This is a genomic window from Thermogemmatispora tikiterensis (assembly GCF_003268475.1).
Taxonomy (GTDB): domain Bacteria; phylum Chloroflexota; class Ktedonobacteria; order Ktedonobacterales; family Ktedonobacteraceae; genus Thermogemmatispora; species Thermogemmatispora tikiterensis.
Window position 1 is genome coordinate 705,815 of the sequence record NZ_MCIF01000002.1, and the last position, 19,740, is coordinate 725,554.

General features: G+C 62.5%; 19 protein-coding genes. 10 read left to right on the forward strand and 9 right to left on the reverse strand.

Features of this window, described 5'->3' with window-relative positions; all coding sequences use genetic code 11:
- Positions 1 to 181: 181 nt before the first annotated feature.
- Complete coding sequence (locus tag A4R35_RS03040) at positions 182 to 1,759, reverse strand: phytoene desaturase family protein (protein WP_112426418.1); 1,578 nt, start codon at positions 1,757 to 1,759, stop codon at positions 182 to 184.
- 803 nt (positions 1,760 to 2,562) lie between these two features.
- Between A4R35_RS03040 and A4R35_RS03045 the strand changes: the two genes are divergently transcribed.
- Positions 2,563 to 3,624 (forward strand): glycoside hydrolase family 3 N-terminal domain-containing protein, encoded by a 1,062-nt coding sequence (locus A4R35_RS03045; RefSeq protein WP_223258166.1) that lies wholly within the window; start codon positions 2,563 to 2,565, stop codon positions 3,622 to 3,624.
- A gap of 79 nt (positions 3,625 to 3,703) precedes the next feature.
- Here A4R35_RS03045 and A4R35_RS03050 read toward each other — a convergent pair whose 3' ends face one another.
- Positions 3,704 to 4,597, reverse strand: coding sequence for an NAD(P)-dependent oxidoreductase (locus A4R35_RS03050; RefSeq protein WP_223258167.1), 894 nt, complete (start codon positions 4,595 to 4,597; stop codon positions 3,704 to 3,706).
- Between the two features lie 278 nt (positions 4,598 to 4,875).
- Here A4R35_RS03050 and A4R35_RS03055 point away from each other — a divergent pair, with 278 nt between their 5' ends.
- The 3 genes from A4R35_RS03055 to A4R35_RS03065 all read left to right on the forward strand — a co-directional run bounded on the left by A4R35_RS03055 (position 4,876) and on the right by A4R35_RS03065 (position 8,278).
- Positions 4,876 to 5,694, forward strand: coding sequence for an SIR2 family NAD-dependent protein deacylase (locus A4R35_RS03055; protein ID WP_112426422.1), 819 nt, complete (start codon positions 4,876 to 4,878; stop codon positions 5,692 to 5,694).
- A gap of 154 nt (positions 5,695 to 5,848) precedes the next feature.
- Positions 5,849 to 7,171, forward strand: a complete 1,323-nt coding sequence (locus A4R35_RS03060) for a family 4 glycosyl hydrolase (protein ID WP_112426424.1) — start codon at positions 5,849 to 5,851, stop codon at positions 7,169 to 7,171.
- Between the two features lie 78 nt (positions 7,172 to 7,249).
- Positions 7,250 to 8,278, forward strand: coding sequence for an N-acetylglucosamine kinase (locus A4R35_RS03065; protein WP_112426426.1), 1,029 nt, complete (start codon positions 7,250 to 7,252; stop codon positions 8,276 to 8,278).
- 43 nt (positions 8,279 to 8,321) lie between these two features.
- Here the strand turns inward: A4R35_RS03065 and A4R35_RS03070 are convergent, their stop codons facing one another.
- Together A4R35_RS03070 and A4R35_RS03075 are read right to left on the reverse strand one after the other, a co-directional pair.
- Positions 8,322 to 8,636, reverse strand: coding sequence for a hypothetical protein (locus A4R35_RS03070; RefSeq protein WP_146747097.1), 315 nt, complete (start codon positions 8,634 to 8,636; stop codon positions 8,322 to 8,324).
- A 114-nt stretch (positions 8,637 to 8,750) separates the two neighbouring features.
- Positions 8,751 to 9,626 (reverse strand): amidohydrolase family protein, encoded by an 876-nt coding sequence (locus tag A4R35_RS03075; RefSeq protein WP_223258168.1) that lies wholly within the window; start codon positions 9,624 to 9,626, stop codon positions 8,751 to 8,753.
- 216 nt (positions 9,627 to 9,842) lie between these two features.
- Between A4R35_RS03075 and A4R35_RS03080 the strand changes: the two genes are divergently transcribed.
- On the forward strand, positions 9,843 to 10,733 hold the full coding sequence (locus A4R35_RS03080) for a hypothetical protein (protein WP_112426432.1): 891 nt from the start codon (positions 9,843 to 9,845) through the stop codon (positions 10,731 to 10,733).
- Positions 10,734 to 10,960: 227 nt separating this feature from the next.
- Here A4R35_RS03080 and A4R35_RS03085 read toward each other — a convergent pair whose 3' ends face one another.
- Complete coding sequence (locus tag A4R35_RS03085) at positions 10,961 to 11,821, reverse strand: 3-hydroxyacyl-CoA dehydrogenase family protein (RefSeq protein ID WP_112426434.1); 861 nt, start codon at positions 11,819 to 11,821, stop codon at positions 10,961 to 10,963.
- 326 nt (positions 11,822 to 12,147) lie between these two features.
- Here A4R35_RS03085 and A4R35_RS03090 point away from each other — a divergent pair, with 326 nt between their 5' ends.
- From A4R35_RS03090 to A4R35_RS03110, 5 genes are read left to right on the forward strand one after another with little or no spacing between them, the layout of a single operon-like run.
- The gene (locus A4R35_RS03090; RefSeq protein WP_112426436.1) at positions 12,148 to 13,509 is read left to right on the forward strand and encodes a flavin-containing monooxygenase; all 1,362 of its coding nucleotides are present in this window, start codon (positions 12,148 to 12,150) and stop codon (positions 13,507 to 13,509) included.
- 39 nt (positions 13,510 to 13,548) lie between these two features.
- The gene (locus tag A4R35_RS03095; protein ID WP_112426438.1) at positions 13,549 to 14,367 is read left to right on the forward strand and encodes an SDR family NAD(P)-dependent oxidoreductase; all 819 of its coding nucleotides are present in this window, start codon (positions 13,549 to 13,551) and stop codon (positions 14,365 to 14,367) included.
- The gene (locus A4R35_RS03100) at positions 14,367 to 14,960 is read left to right on the forward strand and encodes a TetR/AcrR family transcriptional regulator (RefSeq protein WP_112426440.1); all 594 of its coding nucleotides are present in this window, start codon (positions 14,367 to 14,369) and stop codon (positions 14,958 to 14,960) included. The genes A4R35_RS03095 and A4R35_RS03100 overlap by 1 nt, the downstream gene beginning before the upstream one ends.
- Before the next feature lie 37 nt (positions 14,961 to 14,997).
- Positions 14,998 to 15,795: an alpha/beta fold hydrolase gene (locus A4R35_RS03105; RefSeq protein ID WP_189361262.1), complete on the forward strand. Its 798-nt coding sequence runs from the start codon at positions 14,998 to 15,000 to the stop codon at positions 15,793 to 15,795.
- 53 nt (positions 15,796 to 15,848) lie between these two features.
- Positions 15,849 to 17,228, forward strand: coding sequence for a cytochrome P450 (locus tag A4R35_RS03110; protein ID WP_112426444.1), 1,380 nt, complete (start codon positions 15,849 to 15,851; stop codon positions 17,226 to 17,228).
- A gap of 243 nt (positions 17,229 to 17,471) precedes the next feature.
- On the opposite strand, the gene A4R35_RS03115 is transcribed toward A4R35_RS03110, so the two are convergent.
- From A4R35_RS03115 to A4R35_RS03130, 4 genes are all read right to left on the reverse strand, one after another.
- On the reverse strand, positions 17,472 to 17,975 hold the full coding sequence (locus tag A4R35_RS03115; RefSeq protein ID WP_112426446.1) for an alpha/beta fold hydrolase: 504 nt from the start codon (positions 17,973 to 17,975) through the stop codon (positions 17,472 to 17,474).
- The gene (locus tag A4R35_RS03120; protein WP_112426447.1) at positions 17,936 to 18,367 is read right to left on the reverse strand and encodes an alpha/beta fold hydrolase; all 432 of its coding nucleotides are present in this window, start codon (positions 18,365 to 18,367) and stop codon (positions 17,936 to 17,938) included. Before A4R35_RS03120 ends, A4R35_RS03115 begins: the two co-directional genes overlap by 40 nt.
- Complete coding sequence (locus A4R35_RS03125) at positions 18,336 to 19,061, reverse strand: HIT family protein (protein ID WP_112426449.1); 726 nt, start codon at positions 19,059 to 19,061, stop codon at positions 18,336 to 18,338. Before A4R35_RS03125 ends, A4R35_RS03120 begins: the two co-directional genes overlap by 32 nt.
- 183 nt (positions 19,062 to 19,244) lie before the next feature.
- Entirely contained in the window at positions 19,245 to 19,721 is a 477-nt protein-coding gene (locus A4R35_RS03130; RefSeq protein ID WP_112426451.1) for a flavin reductase family protein, read from the reverse strand.
- Positions 19,722 to 19,740: the final 19 nt, after the last annotated feature.

The following is a 19,740-nucleotide window of genomic DNA, read 5'->3' on the forward strand; positions in this document are numbered from 1 at the left end:
CCTTATCAGGGGTCAGGCGCAGGAGGCTGAGCGAGGCTGGAGGTGGCTTCTTGCCCGTGTGTCAGAGTCTTCTGTCTCTTGCTCGGGCCTTGGGTCCTGATCCAGGATGGAGGAGAGAGGGAACCTGGCCTATGCTTGTCTGTTAGACAAGCATAGGCCAGGTTCCCTCGCGGCTGCCTGGCTAGCCAGTCATGGGGATTTCTCCCCAGTCGCGCAGCAGTGCCATAGCAGCGTTATGGCCGGGTGCCCCCATGACGCCCCCGCCCGGGTGGGTTCCTGAGCCGCAGAGGTAGAGACCAGCGATCGGGGTGCGATAGCGGGCACACTCAGGTGTTGGGCGTTGACCAAAGAGCTGGTCGGGAGTGATCTCGCCGTGGAAGATGTGTCCTTCGGTCATACCGTAGCGCTGCTCGATGTCCGCTGGACTCAGCACCTGGCGGTCGATAATGGCATCGGCAAAGTTAGGGGCGAATGTGCACATGGTGGCAATGACGCGTTCGAACATTTCTTCTTTGACTTCCTCGCTCCAGGGGCGATCTTTCAGGTGGTAAGGGGCGTATTGGCAGAACATCGAGATCAGGTGTTTGCCTGGCGGGGTGAGTGAAGGATCAGTGGCCGACTGCATGTAGGCCTCGATGTAAGGGTGGCGCGATAGCTCGCCGCGCAGGGCGTCTTCATAGGCTTGCTGGACCCAGTCGGGGGTGGGCGAAATCTCGCATGAGCCTGCATGCTGCAGGCCCGGTTCACTGCCTGGCAGACAGCTGAAGCTGGGCAGTTCCTTGAGAGCGAGGTTTATCTTGATGACAGGACTTTCGGTCCTGAAGCGCTTAATACGTGCCCGGAAGGTGGGATCAAGGCCGGCATCGGCGCACAGTTGCAGGAAGGTCCGTTTGGGGTCGGCGTTCGAGAGGACTGCGCGGGCACGCACTTCTTCGCCAGTCTCCAGGCGCACGCCTTCAGCTCGTCCATTGTGGACCAGGATGCTGGTCACAGGGGCGCCTGTCCGAATCAGGGCACCGTGGGCGGTGGCTGAGGCTGCCAGGGCGAAGCTGATACGTCCCATGCCACCGCGAACGTAGCCCCAGAGGCCGCGTTGACCGTTCACTTCGCCGAACATGTGGTGCCACATCACGTAGACAGAGCCTGGCGTTTTGGGACCGATGAAGCTGCCGATGACACCCTGACCGGCAAAGGCAGCTCGTACCTGATCAGATTCGAAATACTCGGCGAGCAGATCGTAAAGGTTGCCGAACATGAGTCGGCTGTAGATTTCTTCGTCTTCGCCGCGAAAGCGTGCCGCCAGCTCGGCCAGTGTGGGCGGCTCCTCTAGAAGCAAGGGCGTGAGAATGTCTGAGGCGCGTTCAAAGAAATGCAGAAAGCGCGGGTAAGCAGCGGCGTCGCGCGGCGAGAAGCGTCGAATACCTGCAGCGGTTTGCTCACTGCTGGCGCGAATGAAGAGGTAGCTGCCGTCTGGAAAGGGCACAAACATCTGAGGATCTTTGATGTAGGCCTCGAAGCCGTAGCGCTCTAGTTCAAGGTCGCGGATGATTTCCGGTCGCAGCAGACTAACGACGTAGGCGCAAGGGGAGACGCTGAAGCCTGGAAAGGGTTCTTCAAGGGTGCAGGCTCCCCCTACACGGTCGCGCTGTTCAAGGACCAGGACGCGCTTGCCTGCACGCGCCAGGTAGCCAGCGGCAACGAGACCATTATGGCCAGCTCCGATGATGATCACGTCATAGTGATGGGAATGCTCGCTCATTGAGGGTTCCTTTCTGCGGGGCTCCTTGCTTCGCTCTGCTGAGTGCTTTGCTTGGGATGATAGCCGCTGGGCCTGCTCTGCGTCAAGTCGCTCTGCTCCTCCGCGTATAAATTTCTTATAGCCAAAAAGCTTTAGAAGGCTGCCAACCTGCCTGCAACCGGAGGGAACAGAGGGAGAGAGGCAACTCTGCCTGCTCCTGTACGGTCAGGTGGATCGCAGCAGCCAGAGGAACCCATACCGTAGCTTAGATACGGCTACGTGTGAGAGAGTGAGGGCTGTGCCAGCAGTAAGTGGCCGGTATGAGACATGAGAGGGAAGAGGGCTGGTAGAGGTGTCTACGTCTGGTGCGGCCTGCGGCCTGATGTCATGAGTATCTTATAGTCATAAACTACATTCTTGTAGCCACGTACCCTCCACGAACTACACAATAGAACTACACACAGGAAATCTACCACAGCGACAGGCAAAAACAGACAGCCTCTTTCTCTCAATCCGTTACCTGCCACCGCTTGCACCGTCCCAACCCTTCGAGGGAAGGTTATGCTAAACAGCAGAGAGCACATCGACGATCTTGCCACCCAGCACGTGGAGGGCACGCAGGTACAAGAATGAAGAAAAAGACCCTGAGTACCAACAGAAACAGAAAAAGAATTCGACTTGCTTCTTATATCTCTATATGCGCATTATTACTACTGCTAGGAGCATGCGGTCAAAGCAGTGAAGGAGCGAGCCGCCAATCCCCGACCGCAGCAACGGCCAGCTCACGTCCCGCAGCCGCTCGACCTGACTGGCAAGGGCGCAACATGGAGAGCGACCGGCGCCTGGTGGCCCAGGCCCAGCGGCTTCTGGCCAGCATGACCCTTGACCAGAAGCTCGGCCAGCTCATTATCGTCGAATACCTGGGCCACGACTACCAGGCCAGCGGCCTGCAGGAAATGATCCGCGACCAATACGTTGGCGGCTTCATGTATCAGGAAAGCAACCACAACTTCGACGCACCTGACGACAGCATCGCTGCCGTAGCGGCCTTTTCACAGCAGGCCATGCAGGATGCCAGGATTCCGCTGCTGATTGCCACTGACCAGGAAGGAGGACTCGTCAACCGGCTCTACAAATTCCACGGCCCGCTGCCCTCGGCGGAAGAGATGGCCGCCACGGGGCAACCTTCCTATGCCTACCAGCAAGGCAGCCAGGCCGCTGAATGGATGAAACAGCTCGGGATCAACAGCGATCTGGCCCCGGTTGTCGACGTTCACACCGTGGACCCACCGGTCCTGGAGACGCGCATGTTCGGGAGCGACCCGCAAACAGTCGCCACCTACGCTGGCGCCTACCTGCAAGGACTACAACAGCACCAGGTTGCTGGCTGCCTCAAGCATTTCCCCGGACTGGGGGCAATCACCTCTGACCCACACAGCGGCCTACCAGTTGTCAACCGTGACCTGGCCACCTTGAACCGGATCGACCTGGCCCCCTACCGCCTCATGATCCCCAAAGACCAGCCAGCAATGATCATGGCCACCGATGTCCTGATGCCAGCCATCGACCCACAGCTGCCAGCAGAGCTATCCCCGAAAGCCATCGACGGCATACTCCGACAGCAGCTCGGCTACGACGGAGTTGTTATCACCGATGGCCTCTACATGCGCGGCATCAGCGAACACTGGTCGCTGAGTGAAGCTGCCGTCATGGCCATCGAAGCTGGGGACGACCTCATCGAAGGACCCTACACACCGAGCCAGGTCACTGATGTCGTCAGCGCCCTCAAGGCCGCTATCCAGCAAGGCCAACTGACGGAAGCACGCATCGACCAGTCAGTCGAGCGCATCCTCCTACTCAAACTACGCTACGGGATCATCCACTAGGAAGAGGAAAGGGAGAGAGGACCTGGACCCCCCCTCCCTTCCTCTCTCCGCAATTCTCCCGCCTCCCACCCCCGCCCACTTACACCAAGCCGGCAGCTTCATCCACAGCTCGCGCCAGGGTCGTCCAGTCCTCCTCCCCGCGTCCACGAGCAACCCCGCTAAGCAAGCGGTTATGAACAAGACCGGCCAGCGGCATCGGTACCCGAGCCTCATCCGCGGCATCCAGGACGAGGCCCAAATCCTTAAGTGCCAGACGCTGCGAGAAACCGGGAGCAAAATGACGCTCGGCAATCATCCGCCCATAGTTTTGATAGACCGAGCAGGCAAAGATCGTCTGAGCCAGCATCTCCATCAAAGCCGAACGCTCAACTCCCTGCTTCTCAGCCAGAGCCAGAGCCTCAGCCAGAGCTTCCAAAGCAGAACCGACCAGGAAATTAGCCGCCAGCTTCACTACATTTGCCAGGGCCGGCTCATCTCCAAATGGAAAGACAGCCTGGCCCAGTAACTGCAGGAAGGGCAAGACCCGCGCCCTGGCCGCCGGTTCACCCGCCAGACAGATCCAAAGCTTACCAGCAGCGGCAGCATCAGGACGTCCCACCACGGGAGCCGCAACATAGGCACAGCCTCGCTCTGCATGCAGGCGCTGCATACGGCGTGCAATAGCAGGCGAGACAGTACTGAACGAGACATGAACCCCGCCGGGAGCCAGACCGGCAAGCAGACCATCACCACCTAACGTCACCGCCTCCAGCGCCGCATCATCCGCCAGCATCGAAAAGACGACCCCTCCCGGTTCAGCCAGATCACGAGGGCGCTCAACGCGCTCTGCCCCCTCAGCCACCAGCTCCTCAGCCCGCGCAGGCGTACGATTATAGACTCGCAAACGGTAGCCAGCACGGAGCAGATTACGAGCCATAGGCAGACCCATCCGTCCCAGACCAGCGAAGCCAAGCACGTTCAGACTCTCAGTCACCGTGTGCAAACCTTCCTTTCCTTCGCATTCCTTAACCAGCGCTCGGAACCAGAGCGGTAGCGAACCAAGACGCCACCGCCACCATAAAGCATCTTACCATTACCAGAAGAGAGGGAAGACAGAACGAGAGGCAGAAAGATCAGCAAAGCCCGCTACCCTCCACCCTCCACCCTTGCAACCAAGCGAAGCACGCCATACATTATTGATATGGCGGGAACTGAGCAAGGGACGAGAAGGAGCCAGAACCAGAAACGGAAGACACAGACAAAGAGAGAGACATGGAACAAAGCATTCCTCACGAACTCCGCCAGGCCCTGCGGCAGGCCAGACGGATCGCTGTCCTGACAGGGGCAGGGATCTCAGCCGAGAGCGGCATCCCGACCTTCCGCGACGCCACCAGCGGCCTCTGGACGCGCTTTAACCCAGAGGAGCTAGCGACGCGCGAAGCCTTCGAACGCAACCCACGCCGCGTCTGGGAATGGTACACCGAGCGACGCCAGCAGGCCGCTGCCGCCCAACCCAACGCCGGCCACCGCGCCCTGGCAGCAATGGAGCGCTACGTAGAAGAAGTCACCATCATCACCCAAAACGTCGACGGGCTGCACCAACGCGCCGGCAGCAGCCGCGTCCTCGAACTGCACGGGAACCTCTTCCGCACCAAATGCTTTGCCCAGGACCACCCCACGGACCCAGACCTCGCCAGCGAAGAGGAGATCCCCCCACGCTGCCCTCGCTGTGGCAGCTACCTGCGGCCCGACGTCGTCTGGTTCGGCGAACTGCTGCCCGAACGCACATATTACCAGGCACTGCAAGCCGTCCTCAGCTGTGACGTCCTGCTCGTCGTCGGCACCTCGGGCATCGTCGAGCCAGCAGCCTCACTCCCCCACACCGCCCTACGAGCAGGAGCAACGGTCGCTGTCATCAACCCTGAAGCGACGCCACTCCTACAACAAGAAGAGAGCAGCTACGGCCTCAAGCCAAGCCGACTCTACGACCTACGCGGCAAGGCAGGCGAGATACTCCCCACACTCGTTAGCGCTGTCTGGCAGAGCGCCACCGACACCGAGCCGCTGACCCACCACGGAGAAACCGGCTAGACCAGGACAAGGGCCAACCCCCCGCCCTCGAGGCAGCGGGCCAGGCCAGGCAAGAGCAACTGGCCCGAGACAAGAGGATCTGGACAAGAGAGTGTATACTGGAATCATCTAGTTGTCTAGATCAGTCCAACCCTGGGGAGGAGCGAAACGAACCGTGGCCCGCATCAAACTTGCCTACATCGGAGGCGGCAGCACCCGCGCCGCTGGCACCATGGCCTCTTTCATTGCCCAAGGAGAGCACTTCAACGGCTCCGAAGTCGTCCTGATCGATCTGAACGAAGAGCACCTGAAGATCGTCCAGACCATCGCCCGCAAACTGGCCCGCGCCCGCGGCCTGGACCTTACCATCACCATCACCACCGACCGGCGAGCCGGACTACGCGACTGCGACGCCGTACTGACCAGCTACCGACCAGGAGGCTTCGAAGCCCGACACCTTGACGAGAGCATCCCCCTCAAACACGGCATCATCGGCCAGGAGACGCAGGGACCAGGGGGCTTCTTCATGGCACTGCGCAGCATCGCCGTCATGCAGGAGATCATCGCCGACATGGAAGCGGTCTGCCCACAGGCCCGCCTCTTCAACTACACCAACCCGATCAACATCATCTCAGAGGCCGTCACCCACCACAGCCCTATTCCCACCATCTCCTTCTGCGAAGGCCCCATCATGGACGCCGCCCGCTTCGCACGCTATGCCGGCCTCGACCCCAACCGGCTCAGCGTGCGCTTCCGTGGGCTCAACCACGGCTCCTGGGGACTCAACCCACGCTACGACGGACAGGACTTCCTCCCACTGCTAGAGGAGACCTACGAGCGCCTGCGCCGCAAGCACCCTGAAGGCGAAGCCAGCCCCGACCCCGAGCTGCGCTACACGCTGCGGCAACTACGCCTGGCTGTCAGCATGCAGGCCCTCCCCAACCACTACCTGCAATATTACTACTACAAAGATGAACTGCTGGCCGAGCTTCAGGCCAAGCCAACCACCCGTGCCCAGGACATCATGGCCAGTCTCCCCGACTACTGGGTCCACTACCGCGAACAAGCCGAGCGCGAGAGACCAGCCCTCGACCCCACACGCTCACGCGGTGGCCTCCACGAGCTAGAGCTGGCCATTGACGTCATGGACGCCATTTACAACGATCGCGGCGAACTCTGGTACGTCAACGTCCCCAACCGGGGTGCCCTCCCTGGTCTGCCCGATGACCGCGTGGTCGAAATCGTCGGCTACGTCGACCGCCAGGGCGTCACCCCACTCGTCCACGAGCCATTACCCGCCCACCTGCGGGGCCTCATCGGCCAGCTCGCCGAATACCAGGCCCTGACCGCAGAAGCAGCCTGGCGTGGCAACCGGCGCGACGCCATCCGCGCCCTGGCCAGCCACCCCCTGGTCCTCTCACTGAGCAAGGCGGAAGCACTCTACGACGAGATGGCCGCCGCCCACCGCGCCTACCTGCCAGAGAGGCTCTTGCACTAAGCTGGCAACGACAACCTGGACAAAGCCAGAACAAGACACAAGAACAAGACAAGAGAGCAAGAGAGGAAGAGAAAAACGATGAGAAGCTGCGTCCTGGCAGTTGACGGGGGCAACACCAAAACCCTGGCCCTGGTGGCCACCCTCGACGGACAGATCCGCGGCTACGGACGTGCTGGCTGCGGCGACATCTACCACATCCCCCCGGGAGAACAGGCCAGCATCCACGAGCCCGCCGCCCTGGATGAAATCGAGCGAGCTGTCAAAACCGCCCTCAAGCAGGCCAGCTGCCATCCGGCAGACCTGGAGGCAGCGGTCTTCAACATGGCCGGGGCCGACTGGCCAGAGGACCTCGCACTGCTAGAAACAGCCATGCAGGCCAGAGGCTACGGACAACGGCTGCTGGTACAGAACGATGCCCTTGGAGTGCTCCACCCTGCCTGTATAGGGAGCGCGACCAACAGCGGCGTCTCCGTCATCTGCGGCACCGGCGCCGCCACCGGAGCCCGAGGGCCGGACGGACGTACCTGGCACTCCAGCCACTGGCAGGACAGCGTCCAGGGAGCCAGCCACCTCGGCCAGCAAGCCCTGACCGCCGTCTTCCATGCCGAACTTGGCATCAGCCCACCCACCACGCTGCGCGAGCGGGTCCTCGCTTACTTCGGCACCAGTAGCGTCGAGGACGTACTCCATCGGCTGACCGCCCGCCTCTCACAGGAGACCCGCCCGCTGAGCGGACTGGCGGCTGCCCTCCTTGACGAAGCCGAGGCCGGCGATAGCGTCGCCCGCCACCTGGTCCGCAAGCACGGCAGCGCCCTGGGCGACTTCGCCAACGTTGCAGCGCGGCGCGTCGGCCTCGAAGGCCAGCCCTTCCCTCTCGTCCTGGCTGGAGGCGTCCTGCGCCATCCCTCGCCCCTGCTGGCTGAGGCCATCATTACCCGCGTGCACAGCCGCTCACCACAGGCACAGCCGACCCGCCCCCGCTTCGAACCAGTTATCGGCGTCCTCTTCAGCGCCCTGGAACTGGCAGGCCAGCGCATCGACGAGCAGCTGATCTCTCGCCTGCTGCCAACGCTGCCACCAGCCAGCTTCTTCGACACCCTTGGCTGACCTGCACGACCTGCCCACCAGCACCAAAGCTGACAAAATGAGCCTACTTAATCCTGTCCAGGGCCACCACCGTGACCAAGAAGACAGTAAAGGAACCAGCACCAAAGCTGAGCCAAGGCATGCTACCACCCACAATGACCAGACAGATCACCGCCAGAACGAGGATCGTCACCATTGCCATCAAAACGATCAAGAAGCGGAAAAGATTGACATGCTCTGCGCGAGACGGATAGACCTTCGAAGGCTCTCCGACCAGACGCGACTCAGGCCCACCAGCAGAACCAGCAGGCTGCGGCTCCCCTGCATAGGGTCCGTAGGGGATATCACGGAAGGCCTCGCCCTCCTGCTGAGACATCATCCCAAGGGTACCTCCCTTTCTGGCACCAAAGAGAAAACAACACTGAGAGATATACGGGCGAGAGGCCCAGGAAGTTACACGAGCAGAGCCTCCTCTGGAGAGGAGTGACAGCGGTCAGCCAAAGTGCATATGCGCCACCGCCGTATGAGCGAGCAGCTTCTGAGCATTGCGCCACAAAATCTTCTCGCGCACCTCGGGAGTGAAAGAGTCGAGCGCCTCGAAATCGCGCAGCCAGCGCTGCGGTGTAATAAAAGGATAGTCGGAACCGAAGAGGATACGGTCTTGCAGGCGGGTGGCTGCCTCGCGCAGCAACGACTGAGGGATATACTTGGGAGACCAGCCAGACAGATCGTTGTAGACGTTGGCCTTATGCTGCAGAATAGCAATCATCTCATCATGCCAGGGCCAGGAAGGATGGGCCCCGATAATCGTCAAGCCGGGGAAATCGGCGGCCAGCGCATCCAAATAAATTGGGCGCGTATAATCAAGCTTAATCCCCATACCCCCCGGCACCCCGGCGCCCAGACCATTCGTCCCGGTATGGAAGAGAGCGGGCACCCCCAGCTCCTGAATCTTCTCCATCAGCGGATAGAAGGCCCGATCATTGGGATAGAACGCCTGCACACCAGGATGGAACTTCACCCCAGCCAGGCCCAAGTCCCTAATGGCCCGCTCGACCTCCTTCACTGCCGCCCTCCCCTTATGGGGATCAACGCTAGCGAAGCCGATGAACTGCTGCGGATAGCGCCGCACGATCGCCGCCACATAATCGTTGCCCAGGGGAGGCAGACCGGTCGCCGTCTCAGCATCCCAGGCCAGCAGCACCCCAATCATATCCACCGCCACATAGTCAGCGGCCAGCTGCTCAATATCCTTGAGCTTCACCTCCGTACGAAAAAAGCGCTCCGCGGCCTTCGCATAAGGACCGAGAGTAACCTGGATAAACTCCGTAGTCGGCAGATGAACATGAAAATCAATGGCCCGTGGCACGGCCTGCACCTCCTCAAGCGGTACTCAGGCGCAACGCGGCATCAGCCCGCCTGCCCCCTCCCCCTATTGTAGCACAGGGCAAGTGAACATCAGGACCCCCGGCAGCGGCCCGTCGGGGGCTATAGCGACAGGCACTGGCCGCCGAATTGACAATCGCAGCCACTCCCCCTATACTTGTCTGCAGGCTCACCCAGGAAGAACAAAAGGGACGTGGCTATGTCGTTCACCGAAGATGAACTGCAATCCTTCAACACCATACTCGAACGCCGCCTCACCACCCACCGCCAGGAGATGGAGCGGAGCTTCGAGCAGCGCCTCAGCACCCTGAGCCGCGATTTTGAGCAGCGCCTTAACCAGCTTCAACAGGAGCTGCTTCGCAGCCTCACCCACAAACTCAACGACCAGCAGAACGAACTCAACATCGCCCTCAGCCAAAAGCTCGGCACCCAGCAGACACGCCTGGTACAAGCCCTGGGACACGAAGTCGAGCAACGCCAGCAGCAGCAGCAACAACAGATCGAGAGCGCCCTTGACCGCCTACTGGCCGCCCAACTGATGGGCATCGAGCAACTCCTCAACCAGCTGCTGAGCCAGCAGGCTCCTCCCCCCAGTCCTGGCGAGAGCGCAGCAAGCGGCCCATCCGCCACCCAACCCGGCGGAGCAGAGCCAGCCCCACCCCCCCCACCCGAATCCGAAGCCATCGAAGTACAGACCGAACTCTCCTGGGACGACCTGATGGAGGCCATCGGCAGGGCCCTCGACGAACGCCTGGAGCGCCTCTACAGTGCCCTGCGCGAGCTGGCCAGGGACTGGGAGCAACACCTGACCGTCCAGCGCAGCAGCCCCAGCAGCGCCGTCGAACCCTACCACGGCAGCCAGACCACCTTCCAGCAGGTCTTCCAAAGCATCGAACGGCTGGAGCAGCTTGTCGAATCCCTCCAGGTTGCCATGACCGCCAACCACGCGCTGCTCTCGAACCGCCTCTACCATCACCAGCACCTCCCCCTGGAGCGCGCGCATCCGAGCAGCCATCAGTCCCATCGCCCCGGCTCCCCCCCAGGACCAGAGCCACACGTCGCCCTGGCCGAAGAGCCGGAAGAGGACTGAGTCAGGAACAGGAACTCGCTGCCGCCCACCCAAACCCGTACCCCACCCCAGCGACCGCCAGCAGCCAGCAACAGTGGCCAGCTTGTGAGCAGCTGGCCACCTGTCCTGGCCTCAACCCCGGCTCGTCAGCAACAACCTCCCTACCCCCGCAAAGCAGACAGCGGCCACCACACCCCCCGGGGGGTCAGAAGACAGCACAGCACAGCATAGCACAGCAAGGAAGGAGGTCAGGAATACTCATAGAAGCCACGACCGCTCTTGCGACCCAGCAGCCCCGCTGCCACCATACGGCGCAACAACGGCGGAGGCGCATAGAGCGGCTCCTTATACTCCTCATAGATCGCCTCCGCCGCCCACAACGTCGTATCCAGCCCCACATAATCCAACAGCGTAAACGGCCCCATCGGATAGCCACAGCCCAGCTTCATAGCCGTATCAATGTCATCGCGCGAAGCCATCCCATTCTCCAGCATGCGGATAGCCGAGAGCAAATAAGGAATGAGCAAGAAATTCACAATGAAACCGGCAGTATCCCTGGCCAGCACCGGCGTCTTGCCCAACGACTCCGCAAAGCGGCGCACCGTCTCGATCGTCTCCTCGGAAGCCGTAATCGGTCGAACGATCTCGACCAGCTTCATCACCGGCGCAGGATTAAAGAAATGCAACCCACAGACCTGCTGCGGGCGCCGCGTCACCGCCGCCATCTGCGTCACACTCAGAGAAGACGTATTCGAAACAATCAGCGCCTCCGGCTTGAGCAAACGGTCCAACGCTGTGAAGAGCCGCAGCTTCTCCTCCATACGCTCGACCACAGCCTCGATCACCAGATCGCAACTGGCCAGCTCCTCCAAAGCAACCGTACCGCGCAAACGCTGGCGATACTCCTCAGCCTGCTCACGAGACACCCTTCCTTTGCTCACCAACATCTCCCAGGCCTCATAGATGCGCTGGAGACCCTTGTGCAGCAGCTCCTCACTGACCTCACGCACCACCACCTCATAGCCGGCCTGCACACAGGTCTGGGCAATTCCACTGCCCATCAGGCCGCAGCCAACGACACCAACACTACGAATCGTTGTCACTGCCATGAACGCATTCCTCCTCTCGAACAAGAAAGCAATACCCATTGCCAGCCAGCCAACCAATCAGCCAACCACTGCTGGACCGGCGGCGCGCCCAGTTGGCGTCACCTCACCTACTATAGCATCCGGCCCCGGTCCCGAGACAAGGCCTTTTCCTCCTTGACTTTTGGTCAAATTTGAACTATATTCAATATTGGGCAGGGCACCAGCGAGCGGGCCCGAGCGTCAGGCGCTCCAGGACCAGTCGGGAGTCCAGCCAGCGTTCGGCCCGTCCGGGCCGGTCAAGGGGTTGACCGGCGCAGCAAGCCGTCACCACCAAAGGAGGAACACGCATGGCATCGGCACCGCGCTACTGCATCATTGGCGCTGGCTACTCAGGTTTGGGCATTGCCCACGCCTTTCAGGAGGCCGGCATTGCCTTCGACATCTTTGAGAAGAACGACGACGTCGGCGGCAACTGGCTCAACGGCGTCTACGATGCAACGCACATCATCTCCTCGCGCAACAGCACCGGCTACGAAGAGTACCCCATGCCGGCCAGCTATCCCGACTTTCCCAGTCGGCAGCAAGTTCTTGACTACCTGCGCTCCTACGCTGACCACTACGGGCTACGACGCTACATCCAATTTGGGCGCAGCGTAGAACGCATCGAGCCACTCGACCCGCGGGGCCTCAGCGGCTGGCGCGTCACCCTGGACGACGGGCGCAGCCTGGAATATCGTGGCGTCATTGTCGCCAACGGCCACCACTGGGATCGGCGCTACCCCCACTATTCAGGGAGCTTCAGTGGCAAGACCCTGCACTCCAAGGACTACAAAAACGCCGACGACCTCGAAGGGGAGCGAGTTCTCGTCGTCGGAGCCGGCAATTCTGGCTGTGACATCGCCGTCGAAGCAGCCCTCAGCAAGCGCATCAAAGAAGTGGCCATCTCCATGCGCCGTGGCTACTACTTCCTGCCCAAAACGATCGCCGGCATCCCCGTAGCCGAGATGGAGATGCCCTGGATGCCGCTCTGGCTCCAGAAGCTCATCATCAAGGCTGCCCTGGCACTGATCGTCGGTCCCAACTCACGCTATGGGCTCCCCAAACCGGACCACGATCTCTTCGACCGCCACCCCATCGTCAACTCCCAGCTGCTCTACTTCATCCGCCACGGCCTCATCAGCCCGAAGCCTGACATTGCTCGCCTGGACGGCAAGCGGGTCCATTTCGTCGACGGCAGCAGCCAGGAGTTCGACACCCTCGTCTGGGCGACCGGTTTCAACGTCTCCTTCCCCTTCCTCGACCACCAACTCTTCTCCTGGGAGCACGGCTATCCTCGTCTGGTGGCCCACCTGATGGTCCCGGACCTGGCTAACCTCTACATCTTCGGCCTGCTCCAGCCGCGTGGCGGAGCCGGTCCCCTCATCAGCCGCGGAGCGCGCCTGCTGGTTGACCTGGTCCAATGCCAGGAGCGGCTGGACGCTCCCATCGCCAATCTCATCGCCCGCTGGGAGCCACCTTCAGCACGCTATCTCGTCGGCGTCCAGGAGACCATGCGCTCCATCGAGCGGCTGCGCCGTCGCCTCCAGGGTCTGACTCCACGGCGCAGTCAACCGGGGGGCATCAGCCGCGACCAAAGCCTGCCGCAGCCCACATCGGAAGGCACTCCTGGCTATGCCGTACCCGCCACCGGCCACACCGGCCAGTCCTGAGACGGCTGGGCGAGCCGCACGAAGGGAGGAAGAACAAGCATGCAAAGTCACCAGCGTGGTTCCCTGGCTGGCAAGCGGGTCCTGGTCACTGGAGCCGCGGGGGCGATCGGCAGCGCCACCTGCGCCGAGCTGCGCCGACGGGGAGCGTGCGTTGTCGGTCTGGATCGGCGCGGGGGTGAGGGTATCATCCAGGCCGACGTCACCAGCAGCGAAGCTGTCGAGCGCGCTGTCGCCCAAGCCCTCAACGAGCTGGGCGGGCTGGACATTCTGATTAATCTCGCCGGCATCGGCCTCCCCCAGGACGCCGGTACCCCACCGGGTGAGGATGTGGCCCTCACCCTGGAGGTCAATCTGCTTGGCCCCTGGACGGTGACCGCCTATGCCCTGCCGGCCCTGCTCGCTTCGCACGGGCGCGTCATCAATGTGGCCTCCGGCCTGGCTTTTGCCACGGTCCCCTTTGCCTCAGCCTATGCCGCCAGCAAGCGGGCCCTGGCAGCCTGGTCGGATGCCCTGCGCATGGAATATGGCAGCCAGATCGGCGTCACTACCGTCTACCCGGGCTACATCCGCACACCAATCCACGCCGCCGCCGAGGCCGCCGGCCTTTCACTGGCCGATCTGGTGCGTGAGGAGCCTCTGGAGGCCGTCGTACGTACCCTGGTGCGCTGCTGCAGCGGGCGCGTGCGCCGCGACGTCGCCACCACGCCCCTGGGCGCTCTGGAGCTTGGCCTGGCGCGCCATCTACCTGCCCTTGTCGATCTCGTTATCCTGCTACGCCTGCGCCGCCTGGCACGCGCCCATCGCTACGACCGCTCGCCACTGGCTCGGCGCATGATCAAGCGCTGGGGGATCACCTGATGCTTCACAAGCAGAAACGCAAGACACGTCGCGAGCGGCTCATCGAGGTCGGCCTGGATCTCTTTAGCAGGCACTCCTACGACGAGGTGGCCATTGACGATATCGCCGCTGCCGCCAACATCTCCAAGGGCCTGCTCTACTACTACTTTCCGACCAAGCACGACTTCTATCTGGCCGTACTCCGGCACAGCACCAGTCAGCTGCTGGAGCTGACCGAGCCGGATACCTCCCTGGAGCCGCTGGAGCGCCTGCGCGTCGGCTTGCTGGCCTACTTCACCTTTGCAGAGATGCACGCGCGCACCTACGTCGCCCTCCTGCGCGGCGGCGTGGGCGTCGACCCAGAGGTGGCGGCCATCCTCAACCACGTTCGGCAAACCTACGTCGAGCGCGTCCTGCAGGGTCTGCCGGAGAGTGAGCGCCAGCTGCCCGCGCTGCGCCTGGCTATCACTGGCTGGGTCGGCTTCGTCGAGGCCCTCAGCCTCGCCTGGTTGGAGGAGCACCAGCTGAGCAAGGAGCAGCTCACCGAGCTAGCGATTCGCACCCTGCTGGCCACCATCACCAGCTTGCATGAGCAAGGCAGCTCTTCACGCTGACTTGATTGCTTGCAATCACAGAGGAGGAAAACGGGCAATGGCCGCCTTTCAGACACACAGCCAGGTCGTCACCGTTGATGGCATCCCGGTGCGCTACGAGTACGCCGGCGAGGGCGAGCCGGTGGTCTTTGTGCATGGCCTCTCGGGCTCCACCAAATGGTGGGCCAGAAACATTCCTGCCATCGCCCAACACTATCGCGTCTACCTGGTCGACCTGCCCGGCTTCGGCGCCATGCGGCGCTTTCGTCGCCAGTTCCACCTGTTGCGTGCTCCTCACTGGCTGGATCGCCTCTGCCAGGCCTTGGGCCTGGAAACCTTCTCGCTGGTCGGCCACTCGATGGGAGGCTATGTCTCTCTGGCTCTGGCTGCCCAGCACCCCGAGCGAGTGAAACATCTGGTGCTGGTGGCCTCCATCGGCATTCCCTTCGAGCGCTCGGTGGCGCAACTGCTCTGGCCCACTGCTCTGGCCCTGGCGCGCACAACGCCGGCCTTCTGGCCAACCCTGCTCTACGACGGTGCCCGGGCCGGCACCCTGATGATCTTACGTGCCGCTCATCAGATCGTGGCTCTGGACGCCCGCCCACTCCTGCCGACGATCCGCACACCAACCCTGCTCATCTGGGGGGCCAAAGACGATCTGGTCCCGCTCAGCTTCGGGCGCCAGCTCCACGCTGCCATCCCGCAGGCTCGTCTCTACCTGATCGAACACGCCAACCACATTTGTATGTACGACCAACCACAGCTGTTCAACGAGGCCCTGCTGGCCTTCCTGCAGGGCCAGCAGGTCGGCGAGCCGGCCACCGCACCCGCGACCTCGCAGTCGTCGCCTTGTTGATCTGGCTCCAGGCCGCCACACCGTCTCTCTCTGGGAAAGGGGAATCGCTACCTATGGTGCAAGCACAAGTGCCCGAGGCGCCGACGAGACGTCAGCCGGCCAGTCCCAATCTCATGGAGATCCTGGCCCTGCTCTCGCGGCGCAATCTGCCGATGACTTTCCTGCGCCTCGCGCGCAAGTATGGTGATGTCGTCCACGTGAAGGGGGGGCCGCTGGAGATCTTCCTCCTGAGTCACCCGGAAGATATCCGCGAAGTGCTGGTTGTCCAGCACGCCAATTTTCATAAAGGACAGGGCGTCCAGATGACCAGCCGCATGCTCGGCCAGGGCCTGCTGACCAGCGAGGGCGACTTCCACAAGCGACAGCGCAAGCTGATTCAGCCGGCCTTCCACCGCCAGCGCATCGCTGCCTACGCCACCACGATGGTCGCGGAGGCCTCACGCCTGGCCCAGTCCTGGCAGGACGGCACGGTCGTCGACATGGCCGAGGAGATGATGCGCCTGACCCTGGTCATCGCTGGCAAGACGCTCTTCAATGTCGATGTGGAGCGCGAGGCCAGCACAGTAAGCCAGGCTATGGCCGTGGCGATGGAAGCCTTCATCAAGATCGGCCTCTCTCCCTGGGCAGAGCAGCTGGAACGCTTGCCGCTGCCGATCCGCCGCCGCTTCTACCGCGCTCGCGACGAAATGGACCGCGTCATCTACCGCATTATCGAAGAGCACCGCCGCAGCGGGCACGATCAGGGCGACTTGCTCTCCTGGCTACTGCTGGCCCACGACGAGGAGGGGGCTATGAGCGACGAGCAGCTGCGCGACGAGATGACGACGCTGCTGCTGGCGGGCCATGAGACAACGGCCAATGCCCTGGCCTGGACCTGGTACCTGCTCGCCCAGCATCCCGAGGTGGCTGAGCGCCTGCGCCAGGAGGCGGAGCAGGTTCTTGGCGATCGCCTACCTACCGCCGACGATTTCCCTCGCCTCAGCTACACCGAGCAGGTGCTGGCCGAAGCGATGCGCCTCTTCCCGCCAGCCTGGAGCACCGATCGCACAGCCATCCGCGACTGCAACATCCGTGGCCTGACCATCCCTTCGGGGGCCCGCGTCATCATGAGCCAGTACGTTGTTCACCACGACCCGCGCTTCTACCCGGAGCCAGAGCGCTTCTTACCGGAGCGCTGGACGCCAGAGGCACGCGCCGCTCGCCCAAAGTTCGCTTACTTCCCCTTTGGCGGCGGTCCTCGCCTCTGCATCGGGGAACCGTTCGCCTGGATGGAAGGCGTACTCGTCCTGGCCACGTTGATCCGCTCATGGGAGGCTGAATTGCTGCCTGGACAGCGCATCGAACCGGAGGCGGCTGTGACACTCCGCCCTCGCTACGGAATCCGTATGCGCCTGCACCAGCGCCAGCGCCAGCGCGCTGCAGCCCTGGTCTGACCAGAGTGGGAGTCGGGAGGACGGAGGGAGCTCTCACTCCAGCCGCTCAGTAGATTGAACCCACAGGCTGGACTCTCCCTTTCCCCCTCAACTTCAACGTCCTTCCTCCATCCGCTTGTCCTGGCTTGTCCTGACCTTGCCCCTCCCATCCCACCCCCACCCCGCCAGCGCAGCCCGCCAAGGAGCTGCCAGGGGTGGGGGCCTCCTTGCTTCTGCTTCGCCCGACCTTGTCTTGCCCTGCCACTACAGCCTGGGCTGGCTTCCCTCAGCCCCGCCGAGAAAGGCCCGGATCGCCTGAGCTGGCCCCGGCTCGGTGCCGAAAATGATGGTATAGTGATTGAGCATCGGAAACTCGACGAGCTGCGCCCGCGGAATATGGGCAACCAGCTCACGGGCCGCCTCCCGGGAAAGCAGCTGATCATCTGGGGCAAACATGCCAGCCCCCGCTCTCAGAACCAGCGTCGGCGCCTGAACCCGCTCCCACTGCTCAGCCGGACACGCCTCCTCCGCTCTCCTTCCCTCCTCCAGCACCCCCTCCCGATAGACACGTGAGCGCACGCTCCCATCTGGGAGACGCTCGATATCATGCTCTAGATAACGGTCCAGATAGGCATTCCACCAGGGACCCAGAAAGGGGAGGCTCTGCAGACGCTGACGATACTCGTCGAAGGAGGCCACTGGCGTACCTAAGCGCGCAATGGAGGCGCTCAGCCAGGCAGGCTGCTCCTCGGGCGTACGCCAGGGCAAAGGCGCCCGGCATCAACAAGGATGAGCTTGCTGACGCGCTCCGGACGCCAGGCCGCATAGAAGAGCGCTATCAAGGCCCCAAGGGAGTGTCCCAGCAGCGCCACGCGCTCTAGCCCCAGGGCCGTCAGCAACTGGTCCAGGTCCGCGGCATGGATCGGCACACTGTAACCCTGGGCCGGACGCTCGCTTCGGCCTCGCCCACGCAGGTCATAGGCAATGACGCGATAGTCCGTGGCCAGAGCATCAGCAAAGGCCTGGAAACAGAAGGCATTGGCCGTCAACCCATGCAGACAGACAACGGGCGGCCCTGCTTCCCCCCACTGCACGACGTGCAGACGCAGCTCGCCCGCAGCCACGAGTTCATCCCGCACGGCTTCGATCAGTGTAGGCATGCGTCTTCTCCTCACGACAGAATTGCTCCCACTTGCGCGCTGTGGCCGCCGGCCACCCGGCCCCTTCCCGCAGGCGCACTTCCTTGCGCTGCCAGCCCTGCCGCTGCTGCTCGGGGCTCAGGCTCTTCCAGAGCACCTCGTAGATAACCTCGCGGTAGCTGCGCGGATCAGGAGGGAAGAGCAACGCCTGCTGGCTGTCCTCCAGATAGAAGTAATGGCCTCGCTGACGGTACCAGCGGCGGATTTCCTCCTGCTCCCGCACACGGATAGCTCTCGCCGCTAGCCGCTCAAGGCGCTGCTGATAGCTGGCAACACCGAAGGGAATGCAATGCAGATGCGCATGAAAAACGGTCTGACCAAAGACGCCGTGCTCCCAGAAGAGCAGGGGAGCATAGAAGCGGGAAGCAAAGCGGCTCACCAGGCGCTTGAGAGTTTCTAGCTCCTCATCAAGGGCCGCTGGCACAGCGCCGTAGCAAGCATAATGCTCCTTCGGTATGATCAGCAGATGACCCTCGACCAGCGGCGCATGGTCAGCAATGAGCAGGTAGGCCGGCGTCTCATGCAGAACAGTGGTCAGGGATGAACGATCGCAAAAGGCACAGGGAAGACCGGGCTGCGCCTGGGGTTCCAGAGCAGGCCGGCCTTCGCCAGAGAGGGGAACGCGGACCTGCTGGTCCGCATCCTGTGACGACATCAAACGGCTCCTTCTCTTCCTTGTCGTGGAGAGGCTCCCAGCGGGAGCGGGAGCCTGCAGCACAGCACCTTGCCTCGCGGCCTTGCACCGGCCCTGTCCCCACAACCACAAGATAGGCGGCCTCTTCCCGCCAGTCTGGGCCGGCCTGCCCGAGATCACGATACAGAAGAAACAGACAGTTCCTCAGCCAGCGTGACGGAAACCAGTCTCGGCCATTGTCAGGGGGGACCCCTCTCGCTGAACGCCGGCCTCTACTACCTCGGCCACGAGCACCGTCGAATCACCAGCGGGCACTGTATGCCGCACCTCGCAGGCGAGCCATCCCAGGGCCTCGTCCAGGATGGGACAGCCTCCGGGCCCGAGATGGCAGGCTACTCCCTCCAGCTTGCGCGGGTCGCGCAGCGCCGACTTGCCGAGCTTACCCGCCAGCTCACGCGCCCCCGACGGCAGAACGTTCACGACAAAGGTGCGACTGCGCAGGATCATCGGCAGCGAACGCGAGTCGTTCTCTACTGAGACCGCCACCAGCGGTGGCTCAAAGGAGACCTGCGTCAGCCAGTTGGCCGTGAAGGCGTTGACCTCTCCTCCATCGGCGCAGGATACGGCATACAGACCGTAGGTAAACAAGCGCAAGACGTGTTTTTTGGCAGCCAGATCCATAGGGCCAGCGTGCTCCTTC

What these genes read in the sequence shown, in the direction of transcription:
- A4R35_RS03065 (WP_112426426.1), top strand. Translation starts at nt 7,250, where the DNA reads ATGAGAAGCTGCGTCCTGGCAGTTGACGGGGGCAACACCAAAACCCTG.
- A4R35_RS03085 (WP_112426434.1), bottom strand. Translation starts at nt 11,821, where the DNA reads ATGGCAGTGACAACGATTCGTAGTGTTGGTGTCGTTGGCTGCGGCCTG.
- A4R35_RS03125 (WP_112426449.1), bottom strand. Translation starts at nt 19,061, where the DNA reads ATGTCGTCACAGGATGCGGACCAGCAGGTCCGCGTTCCCCTCTCTGGC.
- A4R35_RS03045 (WP_223258166.1), top strand. Translation starts at nt 2,563, where the DNA reads ATGGAGAGCGACCGGCGCCTGGTGGCCCAGGCCCAGCGGCTTCTGGCC.
- A4R35_RS03090 (WP_112426436.1), top strand. Translation starts at nt 12,148, where the DNA reads ATGGCATCGGCACCGCGCTACTGCATCATTGGCGCTGGCTACTCAGGT.
- A4R35_RS03105 (WP_189361262.1), top strand. Translation starts at nt 14,998, where the DNA reads ATGGCCGCCTTTCAGACACACAGCCAGGTCGTCACCGTTGATGGCATC.
- A4R35_RS03100 (WP_112426440.1), top strand. Translation starts at nt 14,367, where the DNA reads ATGCTTCACAAGCAGAAACGCAAGACACGTCGCGAGCGGCTCATCGAG.
- A4R35_RS03080 (WP_112426432.1), top strand. Translation starts at nt 9,843, where the DNA reads ATGTCGTTCACCGAAGATGAACTGCAATCCTTCAACACCATACTCGAA.
- A4R35_RS03095 (WP_112426438.1), top strand. Translation starts at nt 13,549, where the DNA reads ATGCAAAGTCACCAGCGTGGTTCCCTGGCTGGCAAGCGGGTCCTGGTC.
- A4R35_RS03055 (WP_112426422.1), top strand. Translation starts at nt 4,876, where the DNA reads ATGGAACAAAGCATTCCTCACGAACTCCGCCAGGCCCTGCGGCAGGCC.
- A4R35_RS03040 (WP_112426418.1), bottom strand. Translation starts at nt 1,759, where the DNA reads ATGAGCGAGCATTCCCATCACTATGACGTGATCATCATCGGAGCTGGC.
- A4R35_RS03120 (WP_112426447.1), bottom strand. Translation starts at nt 18,367, where the DNA reads ATGCCTACACTGATCGAAGCCGTGCGGGATGAACTCGTGGCTGCGGGC.
- A4R35_RS03110 (WP_112426444.1), top strand. Translation starts at nt 15,849, where the DNA reads ATGGTGCAAGCACAAGTGCCCGAGGCGCCGACGAGACGTCAGCCGGCC.
- A4R35_RS03130 (WP_112426451.1), bottom strand. Translation starts at nt 19,721, where the DNA reads ATGGATCTGGCTGCCAAAAAACACGTCTTGCGCTTGTTTACCTACGGT.
- A4R35_RS03070 (WP_146747097.1), bottom strand. Translation starts at nt 8,636, where the DNA reads ATGATGTCTCAGCAGGAGGGCGAGGCCTTCCGTGATATCCCCTACGGA.